Source organism: Bacillus sp. 3G2 (assembly GCF_044324725.1).
GTDB lineage: Bacteria > Bacillota > Bacilli > Bacillales > Bacillaceae_G > Bacillus_A > Bacillus_A mobilis.
Genome location: NZ_CP172246.1, coordinates 1,431,344 through 1,447,589 on the forward strand (window position 1 = coordinate 1,431,344; position 16,246 = coordinate 1,447,589).

The window sequence follows — 16,246 nt, forward strand, 5'->3', positions numbered from 1 at the left end:
GTCTTTTGTTATTCATTAGAAAAAGGTTGAAACTAGGGAGAGATGGTACTTTGAAAGAAACGAGAGGAAATGGTTTGGCTTTATTACCACTTGGGATATTTTTGGCGCTATTTATTGGTTCTGGAATTATTACAGGTGATTTCTATAAATTGCCGATACTTGTAGCAATTTCAATTGCTGTAGGGGTCGCTTTAGCAATGAATCGTAAAGAAAGCTTTAATGTAAAAGTAGAACGATTTGCTAAAGGTGCAGGGAACCCAGATATTATGATTATGGTTCTAATTTTTGTGCTTGCAGGAGCATTTTCTGAAACAGCAAAAGGGATGGGCGGCGTTGATTCTACAGTTAACTTGGCGTTATCCGTTTTACCGCAAGGATTTATCGTAGCTGGAATTTTTGTTATAGGGGCATTTATTTCATTAGCGATGGGAACTTCAATGGGAACAATAGCTGCATTAGCACCAATTGCTGTAGGTATTAGTGGGCAAACTGATATCTCCATTGCACTTACGATGGCTACTGTTGTTGGTGGAGCGATGTTTGGTGATAATTTATCATTTATTTCAGATACAACAATCGCAGCTGTACGTTCGCAAGGAACAGAAATGAAAGATAAGTTTAAAACGAACTTTTTAATTGTATTACCAGCGGCTATTATTACAATTGTACTTTTAGTAATCGTTACTTTAGGAAGTGATACGCAGATTAAAGCACATAGCTTTGACTGGATAAAGATCTTACCGTATGCAGGAGTACTTATTACAGCGCTACTTGGTTGGAATGTACTTATTGTGTTAACAGGTGGAACTGTACTATCCGGCGTTATCGGTCTTTTAGATGGAAGTTACACGTTAGAGAGTTTCTTTAAAAGTGTAACGACTGGAATGGGCGGTATGATGGAATTAGTATTACTTGCTATTTTAATTGGCGGTATGGTCGAACTGATTCAATATAATGGTGGCATTCAATATTTAATGAATATTTTAACGCGTAACATTCGTTCGAAAAAAGGAGCGGAGTTCGGTATCGCTGGCTTAGTAAGTATGACGAATATGTGTACAGCGAATAATACGATTTCAATTATCTTTACAGGTCCGCTTGCGAAAAACATTGCAGATCAATATGAAATTGATCCTCGTAAATCAGCGAGTGTATTAGATCTTTTCTCATGTTGTGTGCAAGGATTAATTCCGTATGGTGCCCAAATGTTAACAGCAGCAGGATTTGCGGCGTTATCTCCGGTTGAATTGTTACCATATGCGTTTTATCCAATCTTAGTTGGAGTATGTGGAATCATTTCTATATTAATTGGTTTCCCGAGGTTTTCTAAAGTGACGGGAAAGAAAGAGTATCATAAAACAGCATAATGAAAAATGAATTTTATGAATCATAACGAAAGCCGTACAGAGAATATTCTCTGTACGGCTTTTTATGTGCGATAAAAGAGTGAATCAACCTATCCTACCGTATGGTTTTACAAAAGGCTGAATGTAACTCGGTCTTAAGTCTGAGTTAAAAACGGTTCTTAAGCTCGTTATGGAAAGATGAAAAAATAGTTAAGATAAGAGTATCAAATCGAAGGGAGGCAAGCACAAGATGAAACAATTTCTAGCGTTTATCGCGGCTGGTATTTTAGCTTTAATTGCTCTTGGCAGTCTTGCTGGTATTATAGGGTTCGCAATTGGAGCAGGAGTTGTGTATTGGAGCTATAAATCATTTGTGCGAGCACAATCATTTTTTGGAAAGTTAGCTTGGGGTATTGTTGGTTTGATCGGCTTGTCCATCGCCCTTTCTCATTCCCCAGCACTAATCGGTATCGCAGCATTAGCAGTTTTATACTACGGATACCGTGAGTGGAAAAAAGAAAAAAATGTAGTTGTTGATTCTGCACCAGAAAGTTCTAAACCATATAGCAACTTTGAAGATGAGTGGAACAAGTTAATGAAAAACTAATAAAAAATTAATAAAAATCAAATCAAATTTATAAAGTAGAAGAGAGGAAGATTATAATGAAACAATCTTTATTCGGACGTGTACGCGATGCAATTTTAGCAGATTTTCATAATGTGTTAGATGAGAAAGAAAGAAAAAATCCAATCGCTATGTTAAACCAATATTTACGCGATAGTGAGCGTGAAACAACAAAAATTGAGAAGTTAATTCAGCGTCATAAAACATTAAAATCTAATTTCGCTCGTGAGCTTGAGCAAGCACGTTATTTCGTTAATAAAAGATCAAAACAGGCTATCATCGCTCAAGAAGCAGGCGAATTACAGTTACACGAACGTGCATTAGAAGAAGTAGCTTATTATGAAGGGCAAGTAACTCGATTAGAAGAAATGTATGCAGGTGTTGTAGAGCAAATCGATGAATTAGAGCGTCGTCTTTCTGAAATGAAAAACAAATTAAAAGAAATGCACGCAAAGCGCATGGAACTAATGGCACGTGAAAATATGGCACATGCAAATCGTCGTATGAATACTGCGATGCATAAAATGGATGAAAATAATCCATTCTTACGCTTTGAAGAAATTGAAGATCATATTCGTGACTTAGAAACTCGTATGAATGAGGAGCATGAACGTGACACATTTGATATGAAGATTGCAAAGCTTGAGCGTGAAATGAAAGAAAAGAATGATGTATCGTTAACGAAAGAGTTAACAAAATAATAGTAGTATATTATAAAACAGGCTTATGATATAGTGATAGGAGAAAAGGTGTTGGAAAGCAATGCCTTTTCTTCTATGTATATGTGAAAAGAAGGGGGGAGCTGAAATGAAGAAGCATTTTTCAAAAACACAATTAATGGGGATGCTCCTCATCATATTTGGATTCGGTCTTTTTCTTGATATGATACTTGGACATTTTGAACCAGGTGGTCTCATTTTTGCATTTATTATGCTTATGTTTGGAAGGCATTATCGTAAAAAGAATCGTTACGTACGGGGAAATGTATTTTTATTTGTTGGTGGTATCGTATTTTTATTCTTCTTATTTTCTTCAGCAGCATTTGTTCTTGTCGTATTTGCTTGTTTAGCTTTAATTGGTTATCAACTGATTCAACAAGGACATCAGCAAAAAGCAATGAAGGTTGAAATTAAAGAAAAAGGAATTATAGACGAAGAGAAGCAAATATATCGTACAGAACCGTATTTAAAAAATATGTTTGTAGGGAATATACGAATGATGGATCATATTTATGAACTTGAGGATATTAATGTTCAATATGGTGCTTGTGATGTGGAAATAGATTTAACAACTGCTATGATCCCAGAAGGGGAGACGGTAATTGTTATTCGCGGTGTCGTTGGTAATATCCGTTTATATGTGCCATATGATATTGAACTTTCTTTAAATCATTCTGTTATTGTCGGACGTGTGCTTCTGCCAGGTCATGAAGAAACAGGATTTAACCGCAATGTTACATTTAGAACAGAGCAGTATAAAGAGGCTCCTCGTCGTATTAAAATTATTTCTTCGCTTGTCGTAGGCGATACGGAAGTGAGGAAAGTATAATGAAAAAACAAAAAAATATTTCGTGGATGTATATTCGTTATTCTATGTTGTCCTCTGTGAGTATCGCACTTATTTGTACAATTGTGTATGTATGGAAAAGCGAGCAACAAGTGTATGATTTATTATGGAAGGAATCCATCGCTTCTGTTCCAATTGGCTTGTTTATTATGACTACAAGTTTACTTATCGGGGGAATTGTAGGATATGCAATCGGTTACTATATAGAGCAACGTATACAAGGGTTAAATACGTTTCTATTTGAAGTAGAGCGAGGGAATTTTCCGAGCGATGTATCGTTTACTGCAGATGATGAATTTCATGAAGTGGAACGAAAAGTAATCGTTCTGGCTCGTCGATTAGAGGAGCAAGCTGGACTCTTTCAAAAAGTAACGAATGAACGAGCTCATTGGAATGAAGAGATGAGACAAGAAGCGATTTCCCAGGAAAGGCATCGATTAGCGAGGGAGCTGCATGATTCTGTAAGTCAGCAGCTTTTTGCAATGTCAATGATGATGTCGGCTATTAATGAACAAGTAGCTGAAATTCCAGAAATGACGAAAAAGCAGTTGCAGCTTGTTGAAAATATGGTTGTAAATGCACAGTCAGAAATGAGAGCATTGCTTCTTCATCTACGCCCAGTGCAGTTAGAAGGTAAGAAACTAACAGAGGGTATAGAAGAATTATTAACAGAACTGTCTAGAAAGCAACATATGAAAATTGAATGGTTAATTGAACCAATTCAATTAAAAAAGGGTGTAGAAGATCATTTATTCCGTATTGTACAAGAGGCGCTGTCTAATACTTTACGGCATGCGAAAGCAAAGAAAACGGAAGTACGTCTACGCAAAATTGACCAATATGCAATATTGAAAATTATTGATGATGGTGTCGGTTTTAAAGTAGGGGTTAATAAGGCTGGTTCGTATGGTTTAAGATCAATGCAAGAGCGGGTTCATGAAATTGGTGGTACATTAAAAGTACTGAGTTTTCCAAATAAAGGTACACAAATAGAAGTGAAAGTACCGATTATGATTGAGAGAGGGGGAGAGTCATGATAAAAGTATTATTAGTTGATGATCATGAAATGGTTCGAATGGGTGTATCAGCATATTTATCAACGCAGCCAGATATTGAAGTAGTTGGAGAAGCTGAAAATGGAAGAAAAGGTTCAGAGTTAGCTTTGCAATTAAGGCCAGATATTATTTTGATGGACCTTGTCATGGACGAGATGGATGGGGTTGAAGCAACACGTGCTATTATTCAGGAATGGCCAGAAGCGAAAATTGTAGTCGTAACGAGCTTTTTAGATGATGAGAAATTGTATCCTGTTATTGAGGCGGGAGCGACTAGTTATTTATTAAAAACATCAAGAGCGAGTGATATAGCAGACGCTGTACGAGCTACTTATGATGGAGAAACGGTATTAGAGCCAAAAGTTACTGGTAAAATGATGTCTCGTATGCGTCAGAAGAAAGAACAACCTTTGCATGAGGAGTTAACAGAAAGAGAGTCTGAAATTTTGTTATTAATTGCAGAGGGAAAAAGTAATCAAGAGATTGCGGATGAGCTATTTATTGCACTTAAAACGGTAAAGACACATGTAAGTAATATATTAAATAAATTAAATGTAAGTGATCGTACGCAGGCGGTTATTTATGCGTTTAGACATCAATTGACGAAATGATAAGGTGAAACTAATAAGCAGTGGGTGTTATCCCCACTGTTTATTAGTTTGCGCCAAATCTTTTTATTGACGCTAATTAATGTAAGCGTTATCATTAAGTTGTTAACAGTACATACAAAGGGGAGAATGTATATGTTAGTTCAAACTATATTTGGCATGGATAAGTCTAAAAAATTAGGGGATTATGTGAACGCATTGCAAGCGCTTTGTGAACAATATAATGTGGAAACAGATAAAATTGCAATTGTTGAGGCGACAGAAGAGTACTATTTATTTTTAGTGAAACAAGAAGATTGCTACGATGTTGTCAAAGTAGAAACAGTGGATACAAATATCGACTATTATACGAAAGCTTATAAAATAAGCAGTTTTAACCATACTGCTTTTCAAATGTAAAAAAACTCCCGAAAGGGAGTTTTTTTAGGATGCTTTTACGTCATGAGATTCGTTTAGTAAGGACACTTTTTTCGCACCGCTTAACTTAGCGATTATAAGGCCGATAAGAGCTCCGGCTAATGCTGGTATGAGCCAGCCGATTCCTTCATTATATAAAGGGATAAATTCAAAATATGGAGTGATAAATGAAACTGAAATACCACCTTGTTTTAATCCATCAAATACGCTTACGAATGCTGCTCCAATTAAAGCACCTACATAAACAGAGCGATATCCACCGAAATATTTATGAAGTAATGATAGTAGAACAAGAACAATTGCAATTGGATATACAACAAGTAGAATCGGAACAGAGATGGCGATAATTTTTGTTAATCCTAAGTTGGCAACTAATAATCCTAATACACAAATGATGCTCGCGAACATTTTGTATGAAAATGTAGTTAGTAAGGTTGAGAAATACTGACTACATGCAGATACAAGTCCAACGCATGTCGTTAAGCAAGCGAGTGTAACGATAAGAGATAATAGCAGTAAACCGTATGGACCGAATAATTGTTGTACGATAACAGTAAGTAATTGTCCTCCGTTTTTTGCATATCCGAGAGAGACGCTAGTTGCACCGAGCCAGCCAAGTGCACCATATACAAGTACGAGACCAGTAGCGGCAATAAGTCCTGCTTTCGCTGTTGCGATGGCAATGGATTTACGATCTTTTACACCTTTAGAGCGAATGGCATTTACAACGATAATTCCAAATGCAAGTGCAGAAATGGTATCCATCGTTAAGTATCCTTCCATAAAGCCTTTGAAGATTGGAGAAGTTTGATACTCTTGCATTGCAGGTCCGGATTTCCCGAGTGGTGTAAATACACATTTAACAAATAATAAGAAAATAGAAAGTAATAAAATAGGTGTTAATATATTTCCGATGCGATCGACAAGTTTGGATGGATTTAAACTAAGCCAAAATACGATAGCGAAGAAGACAACTGTGTATAAGAATAGTGCTAGGTTACTAGAGCGAATTGTTTCTGGTAAGAAAGAACTAACGCCCATTTCATAAGCGACATTCGCAACACGTGGAATTCCCATAGAAGGACCGATTGCGATGTATACAATTACAGTAAAGAAAATTCCGAATAATGGGTGAACATGACTTGCGAGTTGCTGCATACCGTTTCCTGATAAAGAAATTGCAATAACAGTTAATAATGGTAAACCGACTCCTGTTAGTAAAAATCCAATCATTGCCGGCCAAAAATTTTCACCTGCATTTTGTCCAAGCATGGGAGGGAAAATTAAATTACCTGCCCCAAAAAATAAAGAAAATAGCATAAGACCCGTGAAAAAAATGTGTTTTTTTGATACAGTGTTCATTGTTTTTCCTCCTTTTTTAAATTCATTTGTAAGAACACAAAAAACTCGTCCCTAAAGAAAGGGACGAGTTATATTTACCCGCGATACCACCCTAATTTATACATGTAGAAATGAGTCTATATGTATACGGCTTTACAACGTACAACATGATACGTGTTCCTTGTAACGGGGGACAGCCGGTAAGAACTTACTGTAACATTCGGTTCTACTTCTCGGAGATGATTTTCGGCTACGCACTGAACGTTGGCTTTCAGCAATTCGCCAACTCTCTGGGGGACAGTCCTATAACGTACTCGTTCTCGTCAATGAATTTTTATTCAAGTATTCTGACAGTATTGTTGCATGTTTTTTTTTGAAAGTCAATATATTTTTTGAAAGGCATATTTACATACGGAAATATTCAATGTGATATTCGTTGATGTGAAGGGAATGTTGGATTGTAAAACGGGAGTAAAAATTTGTAGAGAATTGTAAAAATTGTAGAGAAAGTTGATATTTATAGGAGTAAAGAAGGTATTGTTTAAATTTACAGAGAATAATACAACAATCCACTTGCTGGAAAGAACAAACCAAAAGAGGTGACTGAAATGCTTGCGATGGGAGTATTATTTGGCATTATTGCTATAATTGGTTTTATGTGGTTATATTATTCGCGTTCGTTTAAACAAGCAGAAGTTTTACTCTTTCAAAAAGGTAGTTTGTTGACAAGTCAGTCTAGATATTTAGTATGTCCGAAGTGTGGAAGTGCACAGGCCAGAAGTGGAGGATATCAAGAGTGTTGCAAAATTAGATTATGAAAGAAGGAAGCCTCACATTATTTTGTGAGGCTTCCTTCCTTACAATTTCATGGCACTCCAAATTGTCCATCGATCTCTTTCAATGATAGGAGAGGTATTTTGTAAGGCGGTCTGGACCTGTTGTAGAAGTTGAGAAAGTTCATGATCTGTTAATTCGTATAGAATGGATCGACCTGTTCGAGGTGATAAATCTTGTAACAATGCTTCTATAGAATCATGTATTTTGCGTACTTCCCATTGTGTTTGAGTAGGGAACACGTGAAGGAAATATTTTTGTAATTCTTGTTGTATCGTGGTGGTTTTTGGACGTCTTTTTGATTCAATTTCAATGAGCTTTGGAAAGATAGAGAAAAAATATCCACGAATGTGTTCGGGGCTTCCAGGAATTGTACAATCTTCTATGGTTCGGTCTTGTACAATGAGTACACCGTTTTTCTTTAATATACGAGAAGCTTCACGTAGAAATGTTGGAATGTCTTGTAAATGATGAATCACTGCGCGCGAAATAACAATATCGAATGTATCATTAGGATAGGGGAGACTATGTGCATCACCGTGAATGAATGAAATATTTGGAAAGCCGTTACAATTTTCTTTTGCAGCTTGTAATATTTCTTTTGAAAAATCAAGCCCAACAACACTTTTTGCTCCCATAAGAGCAAGTTCTTTCGTATAAATTCCGCCACCACAGCCGATATCAATTATTTGCTTGTTTTGTATATTTGTAATACTTTTGATTATTTCTCCCCAAGAAATATGGGCGTTTCGCTGTGCGTATGTGTATTTATTATTTGCATCGTGAAAATTAATGGACATGAAAAAGACCTCCTTTCAATGCTTAGTATACCGTATTTTATAGTGTGTCACGTTTTTGTTTTTTGTATGAAGATTATAAGGATTTCTTATTGTAAAGGGAGGATTAAGTTGAAAAGGAAATATATATTATTATTATTGTTTGCTATGTTATTAGCATCTTGTGGTCAATTTGAGCAAAAAAAAGAAACAAAAAAAGTAGAAGAGACGGTGAGTGAAGTGAAAGAAACAATGGGGATAACCGTTATACAAACAAAAGGTAAAGAGAAAAAGTTACAGGAATCAGAAGCTAAGTTAGTAATAGATATTATAGATAAAGCGGAAAAACAAGACGTAACAGGTAGTTTTGGTGAGCCGGAATATGAACTACAAATTAGTAGAGATGGAAAAAAAGAAACCTATTATGCATGGCTAAGAGGAGAAGATAGACGAGGATGGCTACAATATAAGAATGCTATGTACATGCTAAATAAAAAAGATACGGAAAAGCTGTTAGCTATATTTCCAAATGTTTCAGAACAAAAAGAAGATGAGATGCAGGCAGGTCCTTTAACGGAAGTAACAAAAAAAGATTTGCAGATTACCGCGTTTCATATTAAAGCAGGTGATCAAAAAGTGAATTATACGGTACGGTATACGATTTCACAATCACTATACAACAAGTTAGAGAAGGAGCAAGAATATTATTTGCAAGTCATTTTCCCAGAAAAAGTTCAAAAATTAATTGGAGCAAAAGAGAGTGAAAAAATTTTAGGAGAAAAGGTAAAGGAAGGGTATAAACAGTATGAATTGCATGCTACTGTGCAGGTAAAAGATGCTTCAGAATCACAATTAAAGGCATTAGAAACATATTATGAAAATTATGATTTAAAAATATTAAATAGTAAAAAAGAGAAAATAGGTGTTTTTCAAAATATCATTCAAATTGTTAAAGAGTATGGTGAAAAAATGAATTTACAAAGATAAAGTGAAACTTTAATTATGGGATGAATGTAAAGTCTATATGGCCTTTCCTAGGAAATGATAATAGAGAGGGGAAGTCCCCTCTCTATTACTTTGCTTTTGCAGATGACTCATTCATTGATTTTCGCGTAATAAGAAAAGAAATCATAAGAGCGGAAAGGATGATAAAAGCAATAAATACGTGATTTGGCAACAAATCTAATAATAATACGTAGCTAACGGTATAAAAAATAAGAGTTGAAGCTAAAAACGATAGGGCGCCTATTATGAGAGATTGTAAATTCATTCGTATACACCTCCTTTTATTTATATTTTTGGCTAAGAATGGATTAAATAAACATTATTTCTAACGATAGAAAAAAATATGTCATAATAGAGAAAGAACCAGCTTTAATGAATAAATATGATTCATTAATGAGAGATAAAGGAGAGGAATATGAAAAATAATAAAAAAGGATTATGGGGAATTATTGTTGCCATAGGTTTATTTTTACTTTCTAAGTTAAAGTGGGTATTTGCAATTTTTAAATTAGCAAAGTTTTCAACGGTATTTAGTATGTTTCTATCACTTGGTGCATACGCAGTTATATATGGGTGGAAATTTGGAGTAGCGCTCATTTATTTGTTGTTTATCCATGAAATGGGCCATTTATGGGCTGCGAAAAGAAAAGGTATACCAACATCACCAGCAATATTTATTCCATTTATGGGTGCTCTTATTGGGATGAAAGAGATGCCGAAAAATGCGAAAGATGAAGCTTACATCGCCTATATGGGGCCCCTTTTCGGATTGTTGTCGTTTTTACCTGCAATTCCACTGTATATAATAACGAAAGAGCCATTTTGGGCATTAATTATTTTGCTTGGAAGTATGATTAACTTCTTTAACTTGATTCCAGTTTCTCCATTAGATGGTGGACGAATTATCTCAGTTGTAAGTACAAAGATTTGGGGAGCAGGTCTTATTGTATTGCTCGGTTATTCCATTTACTTTAAAAGTATTTTGGGAGGATTTATTGTTGTTATCGGCTGTATGGAATTATATAGAGTAATAAAGCGAGATGAGCCAATTAAGGAATTAGGATATAAAATTGATGGAATGAAAGAATATGTTGCAAGGCTTGAAGAGGAGTTAAAAGAAACGGGTGCAGTGCATCGGAATATATATATGATGCAACATGAAATAAATGTATTAAGACAAAAAGAAAGAGAGAAAGAATTAAAAACAGGAGAACTTCAAAAAATTGAAGTGTTAGAGTACCTTTTACCAAAGTTTGAGCCACTTGATTATGTTCCATATGAAGAAGAAAAAGAAACACATACAATTTATATAAGAGAAGCATTTGAAATGTCAGAAAGAAAATTACAGGAATGGAATACAGAAAAGAGTCAACAGGAAAACTATTATAAAGTGGATATGAAAACGAAATGGACGGTATTTGCTTGTTATATCGGATTAATGGCTATACTCGGTTACACAGCTTATGAAGGGTATATGGTTTTACAAGAACATTTGCCAACGAGGAATGTATAGAAAAATATTGTCGAAATGATAGGAAGAATTTATACAGGAATTAGATTTCTACGAGAGAATGTTACAAGTATAGTACTACATTGTAATATCTCTAGTAGAGAAGGGGTTCTGTATATGAAGAAATTGTTACGTGTATTCGGGATTATTATCGTGATGATCATTGCGAGTTATAGTCTTATGAAAGTACTGTTACATTATGCGAATAAGCCTGCTGAGGTAAAGACGATAGCTCAAATAGAAGATGTACAAGAAGAGACAAAAGTACTGGATTTTATTCGTATGACACATGAAAGTTATAATAATTTCTTAAATTATGGTAAAGCGGAGAATTATACAGAAGGGGACTGGAACCAATTGAAACAATGGTTTCAACAACAAGAATCGTCTTTGAAAAATATACATACAGAAATAAAGAATGAAAAAATAAAACGTGATGTAAATAGAAGCTATGAAATTGCAAAAAAAGGTGTGGAACTTCAAAATATGGAGTATGTAGTTTATGCGCATCGTGTATATCATGACTTGGATATTATCGTAAATAAATATAGAGGTGAAACGAATATCTGGGGGTATACAGAGTTTGGAGATGGGAATGATATAAGGGTAATTGAACAAGCAATACGGTCCAAATAATAATAAGCTAGCTAGCATTCTAGTTAGCTTATTTTCTTTTGTAAGTGCAATGTTCATATATTTTTCACAAAAACACCGTGTGAATAGTGATTAAAATCACAATATGTACTATACAATTCAGTTAAACTAAAAACAGTTAAGGAAATAGAGGAGTGGGATACAATGTTAAGTGCAAAAACAATTGAAATCGTAAAGTCAACAGTACCATTACTACAAGAAAAAGGCGTTGAAATTACAACGAGATTTTATGAAATTTTATTTTCGGAACATCCGGAGTTATTGAATATTTTCAATCATACAAATCAGAAAAAGGGAAGACAACAACAAGCGCTAGCAAATGCTGTTTATGCAGCTGCAACGTACATTGATAATTTAGAAGCTATTATTCCAGTTGTAAAACAAATTGGTCATAAGCATAGAAGTTTAGGTATTAAAGCGGAGCATTACCCGATTGTAGGTACATGTTTACTACGCGCAATTAAAGAGGTTGCAGGTGCACCTGATGAAGTTTTAAATGCATGGGGAGAAGCTTATGGTGTCATTGCTGATGCATTCATTAGCATTGAAGCAGAGATGTATGAAGACGCGGCACATAAAGAAGGTGGATGGAAAGATTTCCGTAACTTTGTAGTTGTTAAAAAAGTAAAGGAAAGCGATGTTATTACGTCATTTTATTTAAAACCTGAAGATGGCGGGAAAGTTTCTGCATTCATCCCAGGACAATATGTAACGATTCAAATAAATATCGAAGGTGAAACATATACACATAATCGTCAATATAGCTTATCAGATGCTCCTGGAAAAGAATATTATCGTATTAGTGTAAAGAAAGAAAAAGGTGTAGATACCCCGGATGGTAAAGTATCTAACTACTTACATGATCATGTGGAAGAAGGGGATATGTTACCGGTAAGTGCACCAGCAGGAGATTTCGTATTAAATATGGATTCAACTTTACCAGTTGTACTAATTAGTGGTGGAGTAGGTATTACTCCGATGATGAGTATGCTAAATACGTTAATTGAACAAGACTCAAAACGTAATGTATGTTTTGTTCATGCGGCGATAAATAGTAATACACATGCAATGAAAGAACACGTTGAGGCAGTAGATAATGAATACGAACAAGTTAAAGCATACACTTGCTATTCTGCACCAACTGAAAAAGATTTGGAAATGAAGAACTTTGATAAAGAAGGTTTCATTGAGGCTGAATGGTTACAAACTATTATCCCGACAACGGAAGCAGAATTTTATTTCTGTGGTCCTGTACCATTTATGAAACATATAAATGGTGCACTAACTGATTTAGGTGTGAAACAAGAGCATATTCATTATGAATTTTTCGGTCCAGCAGCAAGCTTACAATAGATGAGATTTGAATAAGCGAAAAACGAGGTATTATTTTACCTCGTTTTTTATTTGTTCTCGTAATAGTCGATTTACCGTTTCACGGCGTATACCAATCAGTTGGCCGATTTCAGTTTGCGTTAATATTTCATATATAGGAATGTCACCTAAATATAGTGTGAACCATTCTTGTAAACGATGAAGACGTTCTTTCGGAGAGACGGTTGTCAATTGATCAATACGCTGCTGCATCATTCTTAATTTTGATTGTAATTGCATAGCGATATTTGCATATGATGCGGGATTTGCCTGAAGTTGATCGTACCATTCACTACTCATGATAGGTTCAACTTCTGTTTTCATTAAAGCGATTGCTGTACCGTGATACTCCTTCGGTGAAATTAAAGAATGGTGAGGTATCGTTTCACCTGGAACAATAATGTTGAATAAAAATGGTGTTCCATCTTCTTCGATCCTTACTACTTTTAATAAGCCTGTTTTTATAAAATATAAAGGACCGTCCTCGCCTTGACGGAATAGTACATCTCCTTTGTGTAGAATCAATGTTAGCCCCCCATTTAAACATTTCTATTTCTTTTATTGTAGCGTATATGTATAAAGACAATATGCTATTTAAACAGCAATTTCATTGACGAAATGTATGCTATTACAGTAGTATACTATTTAGTGTGTAATAGTACTAGCAATGAATACGCTGTAGGGGGTTTAGTATATTGTTAGATGCGATAAAAATGACGGATATGAGAATTCCGGCGAATGCTATCATTCATGTAGAAGAGATGAAAGGTGGAGTCGTATTATCCGTTGAAGTAGATGGCCAAATTATTTATACGATGGCTTATGATGAAGAAACAGATAGTTATGCTGAATTATATGATCGAAACGATAAGAGGGCGTGCCAAGTACATGAGGATTTTATGGGATGGTCACTTCTTCATTAAAAAAGATGTCAATATGACATCTTTTTTTATTAAACCGATAGAATATACAAAGAAATGAAATATAAGGATAAAATTTGTAATAAATGATTTTGCATTGTTAGCACTTTGTAACTGCAAGTAAACTATTTTTTCGCTATCATAAAGATAACAGTCGCAGTTATAGGAGTGGTCAACTTGAAGAAAGTACATATTTCAAATTATATGCTATTATGTGTTTGTTTAATTTTATTTGTTCTCTTAGGAGGATTTTTATATTCATGTGTATAAAAAAACGTATTCTAAAAAGAACACGTTATAAAAAAGAAGTAATAATTAATCTAGTCCCGAGAATAATTAATGTGATACGTAATAAATTAATTACGGCTTTACCACTTAATTTTGTATTGATATAAGCCCCGATTTTTCCGCCAATCCATGCACCAGGAATAAGAATTAATGCATAAATCCAGCTGACATTTCCAAGGGAGATGTGCGTTGCAGAACTTACAATGGCTGATAGAAATACGATAAACATCGAAGTTGCTACAGCGATATGTGCTGGGAATGCAAAAAGTAGCATCATTGCTGGAACAAGTAAGGCACCGCCACCAATTCCAAATAACCCAGATATAAAACCAACTATAAAGGCGATAAAGATAGCGAGAAGCGGTGGAAATTGATAGTGTACAGTGTTTCCTTCGTTATCTGTAAAAGAACGTTTAATTACCGTCATATTTGATAAAGAAAGAGGGTTTAATTTGTCTCGTAACATAAGAAGAATGGAGACAAAAATAAGGAAAATCCCAAAATATAAAGAAAATGTATCTTGGTTTAAAAATTTGTTTGCCCACGAGCCAATGATACCACCAGGGCCACTCCCGATAAATAAAATAAGTCCACTTTTGTAATCTACTCGTTTATGCTTCATATAAGTAAGGGTGGAAGATAGTCCTGTAAAAACGACTGTTACCATTGAAGTTCCTACTGCAAGTTGTGGTGATAGACTGTGTAATCCGATTAATAACGGAACAATAATAATTCCGCCACCAAGCCCGACTAAACTCCCGACTGTCCCGGCGATTAGCCCGATGAAAAGTAACATGATGTATTCCAAAATTGCCAACTCCTCTATATAACTTATCCACCAATTATTATACACGCTTTTTCATGAGAAAAAGGTTTGTTCACAAAAAAGTCGTCTTCCTAGAAAAATAAGGAAGACGACTTTTGATTAAAAGATTAAGTGTAATAAAGAGTAAAATAAAGCAGCTAAAGAAGCTGAAATAGGAAGTGTGATAACCCAAGTAATTAACATGCGTTTTGCAGTTCCCCATTTTACACCTTTCACACGATGAGAAGCACCAACCCCTAAAATAGAAGAAGAGATAACGTGCGTCGTACTAACTGGTAAGTGAATGAATGTTGCCCCGAAAATAACAAGAGATGATGATAAATCGGCAGCTACACCATTTACAGGACGAATTTTCATAATTTGTCCACCGACAGTTTTAATAATTTTCCATCCACCGACAGAAGTACCAAGCCCCATTGCAATCGCACAAGATAATTGTACCCAGAACGGGATGTCGCTAGAAGTATGATAGCTATTAGCCATAAGAGCCATCGTAATGATTCCCATTGCTTTTTGCGCATCATTTGTACCATGTGTATAAGCTTGTAATGCAGCAGTGAAAATCTGGAATATACGGAAGTTTTTGTTCGTCTTTGTTAAATTAAAGTTTTTAAAGACTACTTTAAAAATACTGTATACGATATAACCAATAACAAAAGCGATAATCGGTGAAATGATTAAAGCTTCAAGAATTTTTATGAACCCTTTAAGATTTAATGAGCTAATACCAGCCGCAGCGATAGCTGCACCTGCGATTGAGCCAATGATTGCATGCGAAGAACTACTTGGAATACCGTAGTACCAAGTGATCAAATTCCATGCTATTGCCGCAAGTAAAGCAGCTAAAATTACAAGAGAACCATTTTGCAAGGCAAATGGATCAACGATATCTTTTGTAATCGTTTTTGCTACACCTGTAAATGTCATCGCACCTAAAAAATTCATAATAGCTGCCATAATAATTGCATGTCTAGGCTTTAGAGCTTTCGTTGAAACAGCCGTTGCAATAGCATTTGCTGTATCGTGAAATCCATTAATAAAGTCAAAAGCTAAAGCGCAAATGACTACTAAAACGGTCAGTAACAAGAGTGTATCCATGATCAA

General features: G+C 35.1%; 19 protein-coding genes and 1 other annotated feature. Of the genes, 13 read left to right on the plus strand and 6 right to left on the minus strand.

What is annotated here, in order from left to right; genetic code table 11:
* The first annotated feature begins 50 nt into the window (after positions 1–50).
* From ACHZK0_RS07345 to ACHZK0_RS07375, 7 genes are all read left to right on the plus strand, one after another.
* Positions 51–1,367 carry a Na+/H+ antiporter NhaC family protein gene (locus ACHZK0_RS07345; protein ID WP_262741112.1) on the plus strand — a complete coding sequence of 439 codons (1,317 nt, stop codon included), beginning with the start codon at positions 51–53 and terminating at the stop codon, positions 1,365–1,367.
* Positions 1,368–1,596: 229 nt separating this feature from the next.
* On the plus strand, positions 1,597–1,953 hold the full coding sequence (locus ACHZK0_RS07350; protein WP_060489551.1) for a hypothetical protein: 357 nt from the start codon (positions 1,597–1,599) through the stop codon (positions 1,951–1,953).
* Between the two features lie 56 nt (positions 1,954–2,009).
* Positions 2,010–2,672: a PspA/IM30 family protein gene (locus ACHZK0_RS07355; protein ID WP_001980961.1), complete on the plus strand. Its 663-nt coding sequence runs from the start codon at positions 2,010–2,012 to the stop codon at positions 2,670–2,672.
* 106 nt (positions 2,673–2,778) lie between these two features.
* The gene (liaF, locus tag ACHZK0_RS07360) at positions 2,779–3,519 is read left to right on the plus strand and encodes a cell wall-active antibiotics response protein LiaF (protein WP_001980963.1); all 741 of its coding nucleotides are present in this window, start codon (positions 2,779–2,781) and stop codon (positions 3,517–3,519) included.
* Positions 3,519–4,574 carry a sensor histidine kinase gene (locus ACHZK0_RS07365; RefSeq protein ID WP_270606080.1) on the plus strand — a complete coding sequence of 352 codons (1,056 nt, stop codon included), beginning with the start codon at positions 3,519–3,521 and terminating at the stop codon, positions 4,572–4,574. The genes liaF and ACHZK0_RS07365 overlap by 1 nt, the downstream gene beginning before the upstream one ends.
* On the plus strand, positions 4,571–5,203 hold the full coding sequence (locus tag ACHZK0_RS07370) for a response regulator (RefSeq protein WP_000598709.1): 633 nt from the start codon (positions 4,571–4,573) through the stop codon (positions 5,201–5,203). Before ACHZK0_RS07365 ends, ACHZK0_RS07370 begins: the two co-directional genes overlap by 4 nt.
* Positions 5,204–5,260: 57 nt before the next feature.
* Entirely contained in the window at positions 5,261–5,599 is a 339-nt protein-coding gene (locus tag ACHZK0_RS07375; protein WP_242251129.1) for a DUF3922 domain-containing protein, read from the plus strand.
* 24 nt (positions 5,600–5,623) lie between these two features.
* On the opposite strand, the gene brnQ3 is transcribed toward ACHZK0_RS07375, so the two are convergent.
* Complete coding sequence (gene brnQ3, locus ACHZK0_RS07380; protein ID WP_395761381.1) at positions 5,624–6,979, minus strand: branched-chain amino acid transport system II carrier protein BrnQ3; 1,356 nt, start codon at positions 6,977–6,979, stop codon at positions 5,624–5,626.
* Between the two features lie 56 nt (positions 6,980–7,035).
* Positions 7,036–7,294, minus strand: a binding site (T-box leader).
* Between the two features lie 272 nt (positions 7,295–7,566).
* On the opposite strand from brnQ3, the gene ACHZK0_RS07385 reads away from it, so the two are divergent.
* Complete coding sequence (locus tag ACHZK0_RS07385) at positions 7,567–7,776, plus strand: hypothetical protein (protein ID WP_061678630.1); 210 nt, start codon at positions 7,567–7,569, stop codon at positions 7,774–7,776.
* Positions 7,777–7,815: 39 nt separating this feature from the next.
* Here the strand turns inward: ACHZK0_RS07385 and ACHZK0_RS07390 are convergent, their stop codons facing one another.
* Positions 7,816–8,592 (minus strand): class I SAM-dependent methyltransferase, encoded by a 777-nt coding sequence (locus ACHZK0_RS07390; protein WP_262741114.1) that lies wholly within the window; start codon positions 8,590–8,592, stop codon positions 7,816–7,818.
* A 108-nt stretch (positions 8,593–8,700) separates the two neighbouring features.
* On the opposite strand from ACHZK0_RS07390, the gene ACHZK0_RS07395 reads away from it, so the two are divergent.
* Positions 8,701–9,555, plus strand: a complete 855-nt coding sequence (locus ACHZK0_RS07395; protein ID WP_262741115.1) for a hypothetical protein — start codon at positions 8,701–8,703, stop codon at positions 9,553–9,555.
* A gap of 85 nt (positions 9,556–9,640) precedes the next feature.
* Here ACHZK0_RS07395 and ACHZK0_RS07400 read toward each other — a convergent pair whose 3' ends face one another.
* Positions 9,641–9,838 carry a hypothetical protein gene (locus ACHZK0_RS07400; RefSeq protein WP_262741116.1) on the minus strand — a complete coding sequence of 66 codons (198 nt, stop codon included), beginning with the start codon at positions 9,836–9,838 and terminating at the stop codon, positions 9,641–9,643.
* A 150-nt stretch (positions 9,839–9,988) separates the two neighbouring features.
* On the opposite strand from ACHZK0_RS07400, the gene ACHZK0_RS07405 reads away from it, so the two are divergent.
* From ACHZK0_RS07405 to hmpA, 3 genes are all read left to right on the plus strand, one after another.
* Positions 9,989–11,086: a site-2 protease family protein gene (locus ACHZK0_RS07405; RefSeq protein ID WP_270342170.1), complete on the plus strand. Its 1,098-nt coding sequence runs from the start codon at positions 9,989–9,991 to the stop codon at positions 11,084–11,086.
* Between the two features lie 114 nt (positions 11,087–11,200).
* Positions 11,201–11,719 carry a hypothetical protein gene (locus tag ACHZK0_RS07410; protein WP_262741117.1) on the plus strand — a complete coding sequence of 173 codons (519 nt, stop codon included), beginning with the start codon at positions 11,201–11,203 and terminating at the stop codon, positions 11,717–11,719.
* A gap of 162 nt (positions 11,720–11,881) precedes the next feature.
* The gene (gene hmpA, locus ACHZK0_RS07415) at positions 11,882–13,090 is read left to right on the plus strand and encodes an NO-inducible flavohemoprotein (RefSeq protein ID WP_270606081.1); all 1,209 of its coding nucleotides are present in this window, start codon (positions 11,882–11,884) and stop codon (positions 13,088–13,090) included.
* Positions 13,091–13,120: 30 nt separating this feature from the next.
* Here hmpA and ACHZK0_RS07420 read toward each other — a convergent pair whose 3' ends face one another.
* Positions 13,121–13,633 carry a Crp/Fnr family transcriptional regulator gene (locus ACHZK0_RS07420; RefSeq protein WP_262741119.1) on the minus strand — a complete coding sequence of 171 codons (513 nt, stop codon included), beginning with the start codon at positions 13,631–13,633 and terminating at the stop codon, positions 13,121–13,123.
* A gap of 170 nt (positions 13,634–13,803) precedes the next feature.
* Here ACHZK0_RS07420 and ACHZK0_RS07425 point away from each other — a divergent pair, with 170 nt between their 5' ends.
* Positions 13,804–14,031, plus strand: coding sequence for a hypothetical protein (locus ACHZK0_RS07425; protein WP_000882907.1), 228 nt, complete (start codon positions 13,804–13,806; stop codon positions 14,029–14,031).
* 292 nt (positions 14,032–14,323) lie between these two features.
* Here ACHZK0_RS07425 and ACHZK0_RS07430 read toward each other — a convergent pair whose 3' ends face one another.
* Positions 14,324–15,124: a sulfite exporter TauE/SafE family protein gene (locus ACHZK0_RS07430; RefSeq protein WP_000455763.1), complete on the minus strand. Its 801-nt coding sequence runs from the start codon at positions 15,122–15,124 to the stop codon at positions 14,324–14,326.
* Between the two features lie 117 nt (positions 15,125–15,241).
* On the minus strand, positions 15,242–16,240 hold the full coding sequence (locus tag ACHZK0_RS07435) for an inorganic phosphate transporter (RefSeq protein ID WP_061680306.1): 999 nt from the start codon (positions 16,238–16,240) through the stop codon (positions 15,242–15,244).
* Positions 16,241–16,246 lie beyond the last annotated feature (6 nt).

Excerpts from the sequence above, each read along its gene's own strand:
- brnQ3 (WP_395761381.1), bottom strand. The coding sequence starts at position 6,979 with ATGAACACTGTATCAAAAAAACACATTTTTTTCACGGGTCTTATGCTA.
- ACHZK0_RS07390 (WP_262741114.1), bottom strand. The coding sequence starts at position 8,592 with ATGTCCATTAATTTTCACGATGCAAATAATAAATACACATACGCACAG.
- ACHZK0_RS07435 (WP_061680306.1), bottom strand. The coding sequence starts at position 16,240 with ATGGATACACTCTTGTTACTGACCGTTTTAGTAGTCATTTGCGCTTTA.
- ACHZK0_RS07350 (WP_060489551.1), top strand. The coding sequence starts at position 1,597 with ATGAAACAATTTCTAGCGTTTATCGCGGCTGGTATTTTAGCTTTAATT.
- ACHZK0_RS07355 (WP_001980961.1), top strand. The coding sequence starts at position 2,010 with ATGAAACAATCTTTATTCGGACGTGTACGCGATGCAATTTTAGCAGAT.
- ACHZK0_RS07385 (WP_061678630.1), top strand. The coding sequence starts at position 7,567 with ATGCTTGCGATGGGAGTATTATTTGGCATTATTGCTATAATTGGTTTT.
- hmpA (WP_270606081.1), top strand. The coding sequence starts at position 11,882 with ATGTTAAGTGCAAAAACAATTGAAATCGTAAAGTCAACAGTACCATTA.
- ACHZK0_RS07410 (WP_262741117.1), top strand. The coding sequence starts at position 11,201 with ATGAAGAAATTGTTACGTGTATTCGGGATTATTATCGTGATGATCATT.
- ACHZK0_RS07370 (WP_000598709.1), top strand. The coding sequence starts at position 4,571 with ATGATAAAAGTATTATTAGTTGATGATCATGAAATGGTTCGAATGGGT.
- ACHZK0_RS07365 (WP_270606080.1), top strand. The coding sequence starts at position 3,519 with ATGAAAAAACAAAAAAATATTTCGTGGATGTATATTCGTTATTCTATG.
- ACHZK0_RS07405 (WP_270342170.1), top strand. The coding sequence starts at position 9,989 with ATGAAAAATAATAAAAAAGGATTATGGGGAATTATTGTTGCCATAGGT.
- ACHZK0_RS07400 (WP_262741116.1), bottom strand. The coding sequence starts at position 9,838 with ATGAATTTACAATCTCTCATAATAGGCGCCCTATCGTTTTTAGCTTCA.
- liaF (WP_001980963.1), top strand. The coding sequence starts at position 2,779 with ATGAAGAAGCATTTTTCAAAAACACAATTAATGGGGATGCTCCTCATC.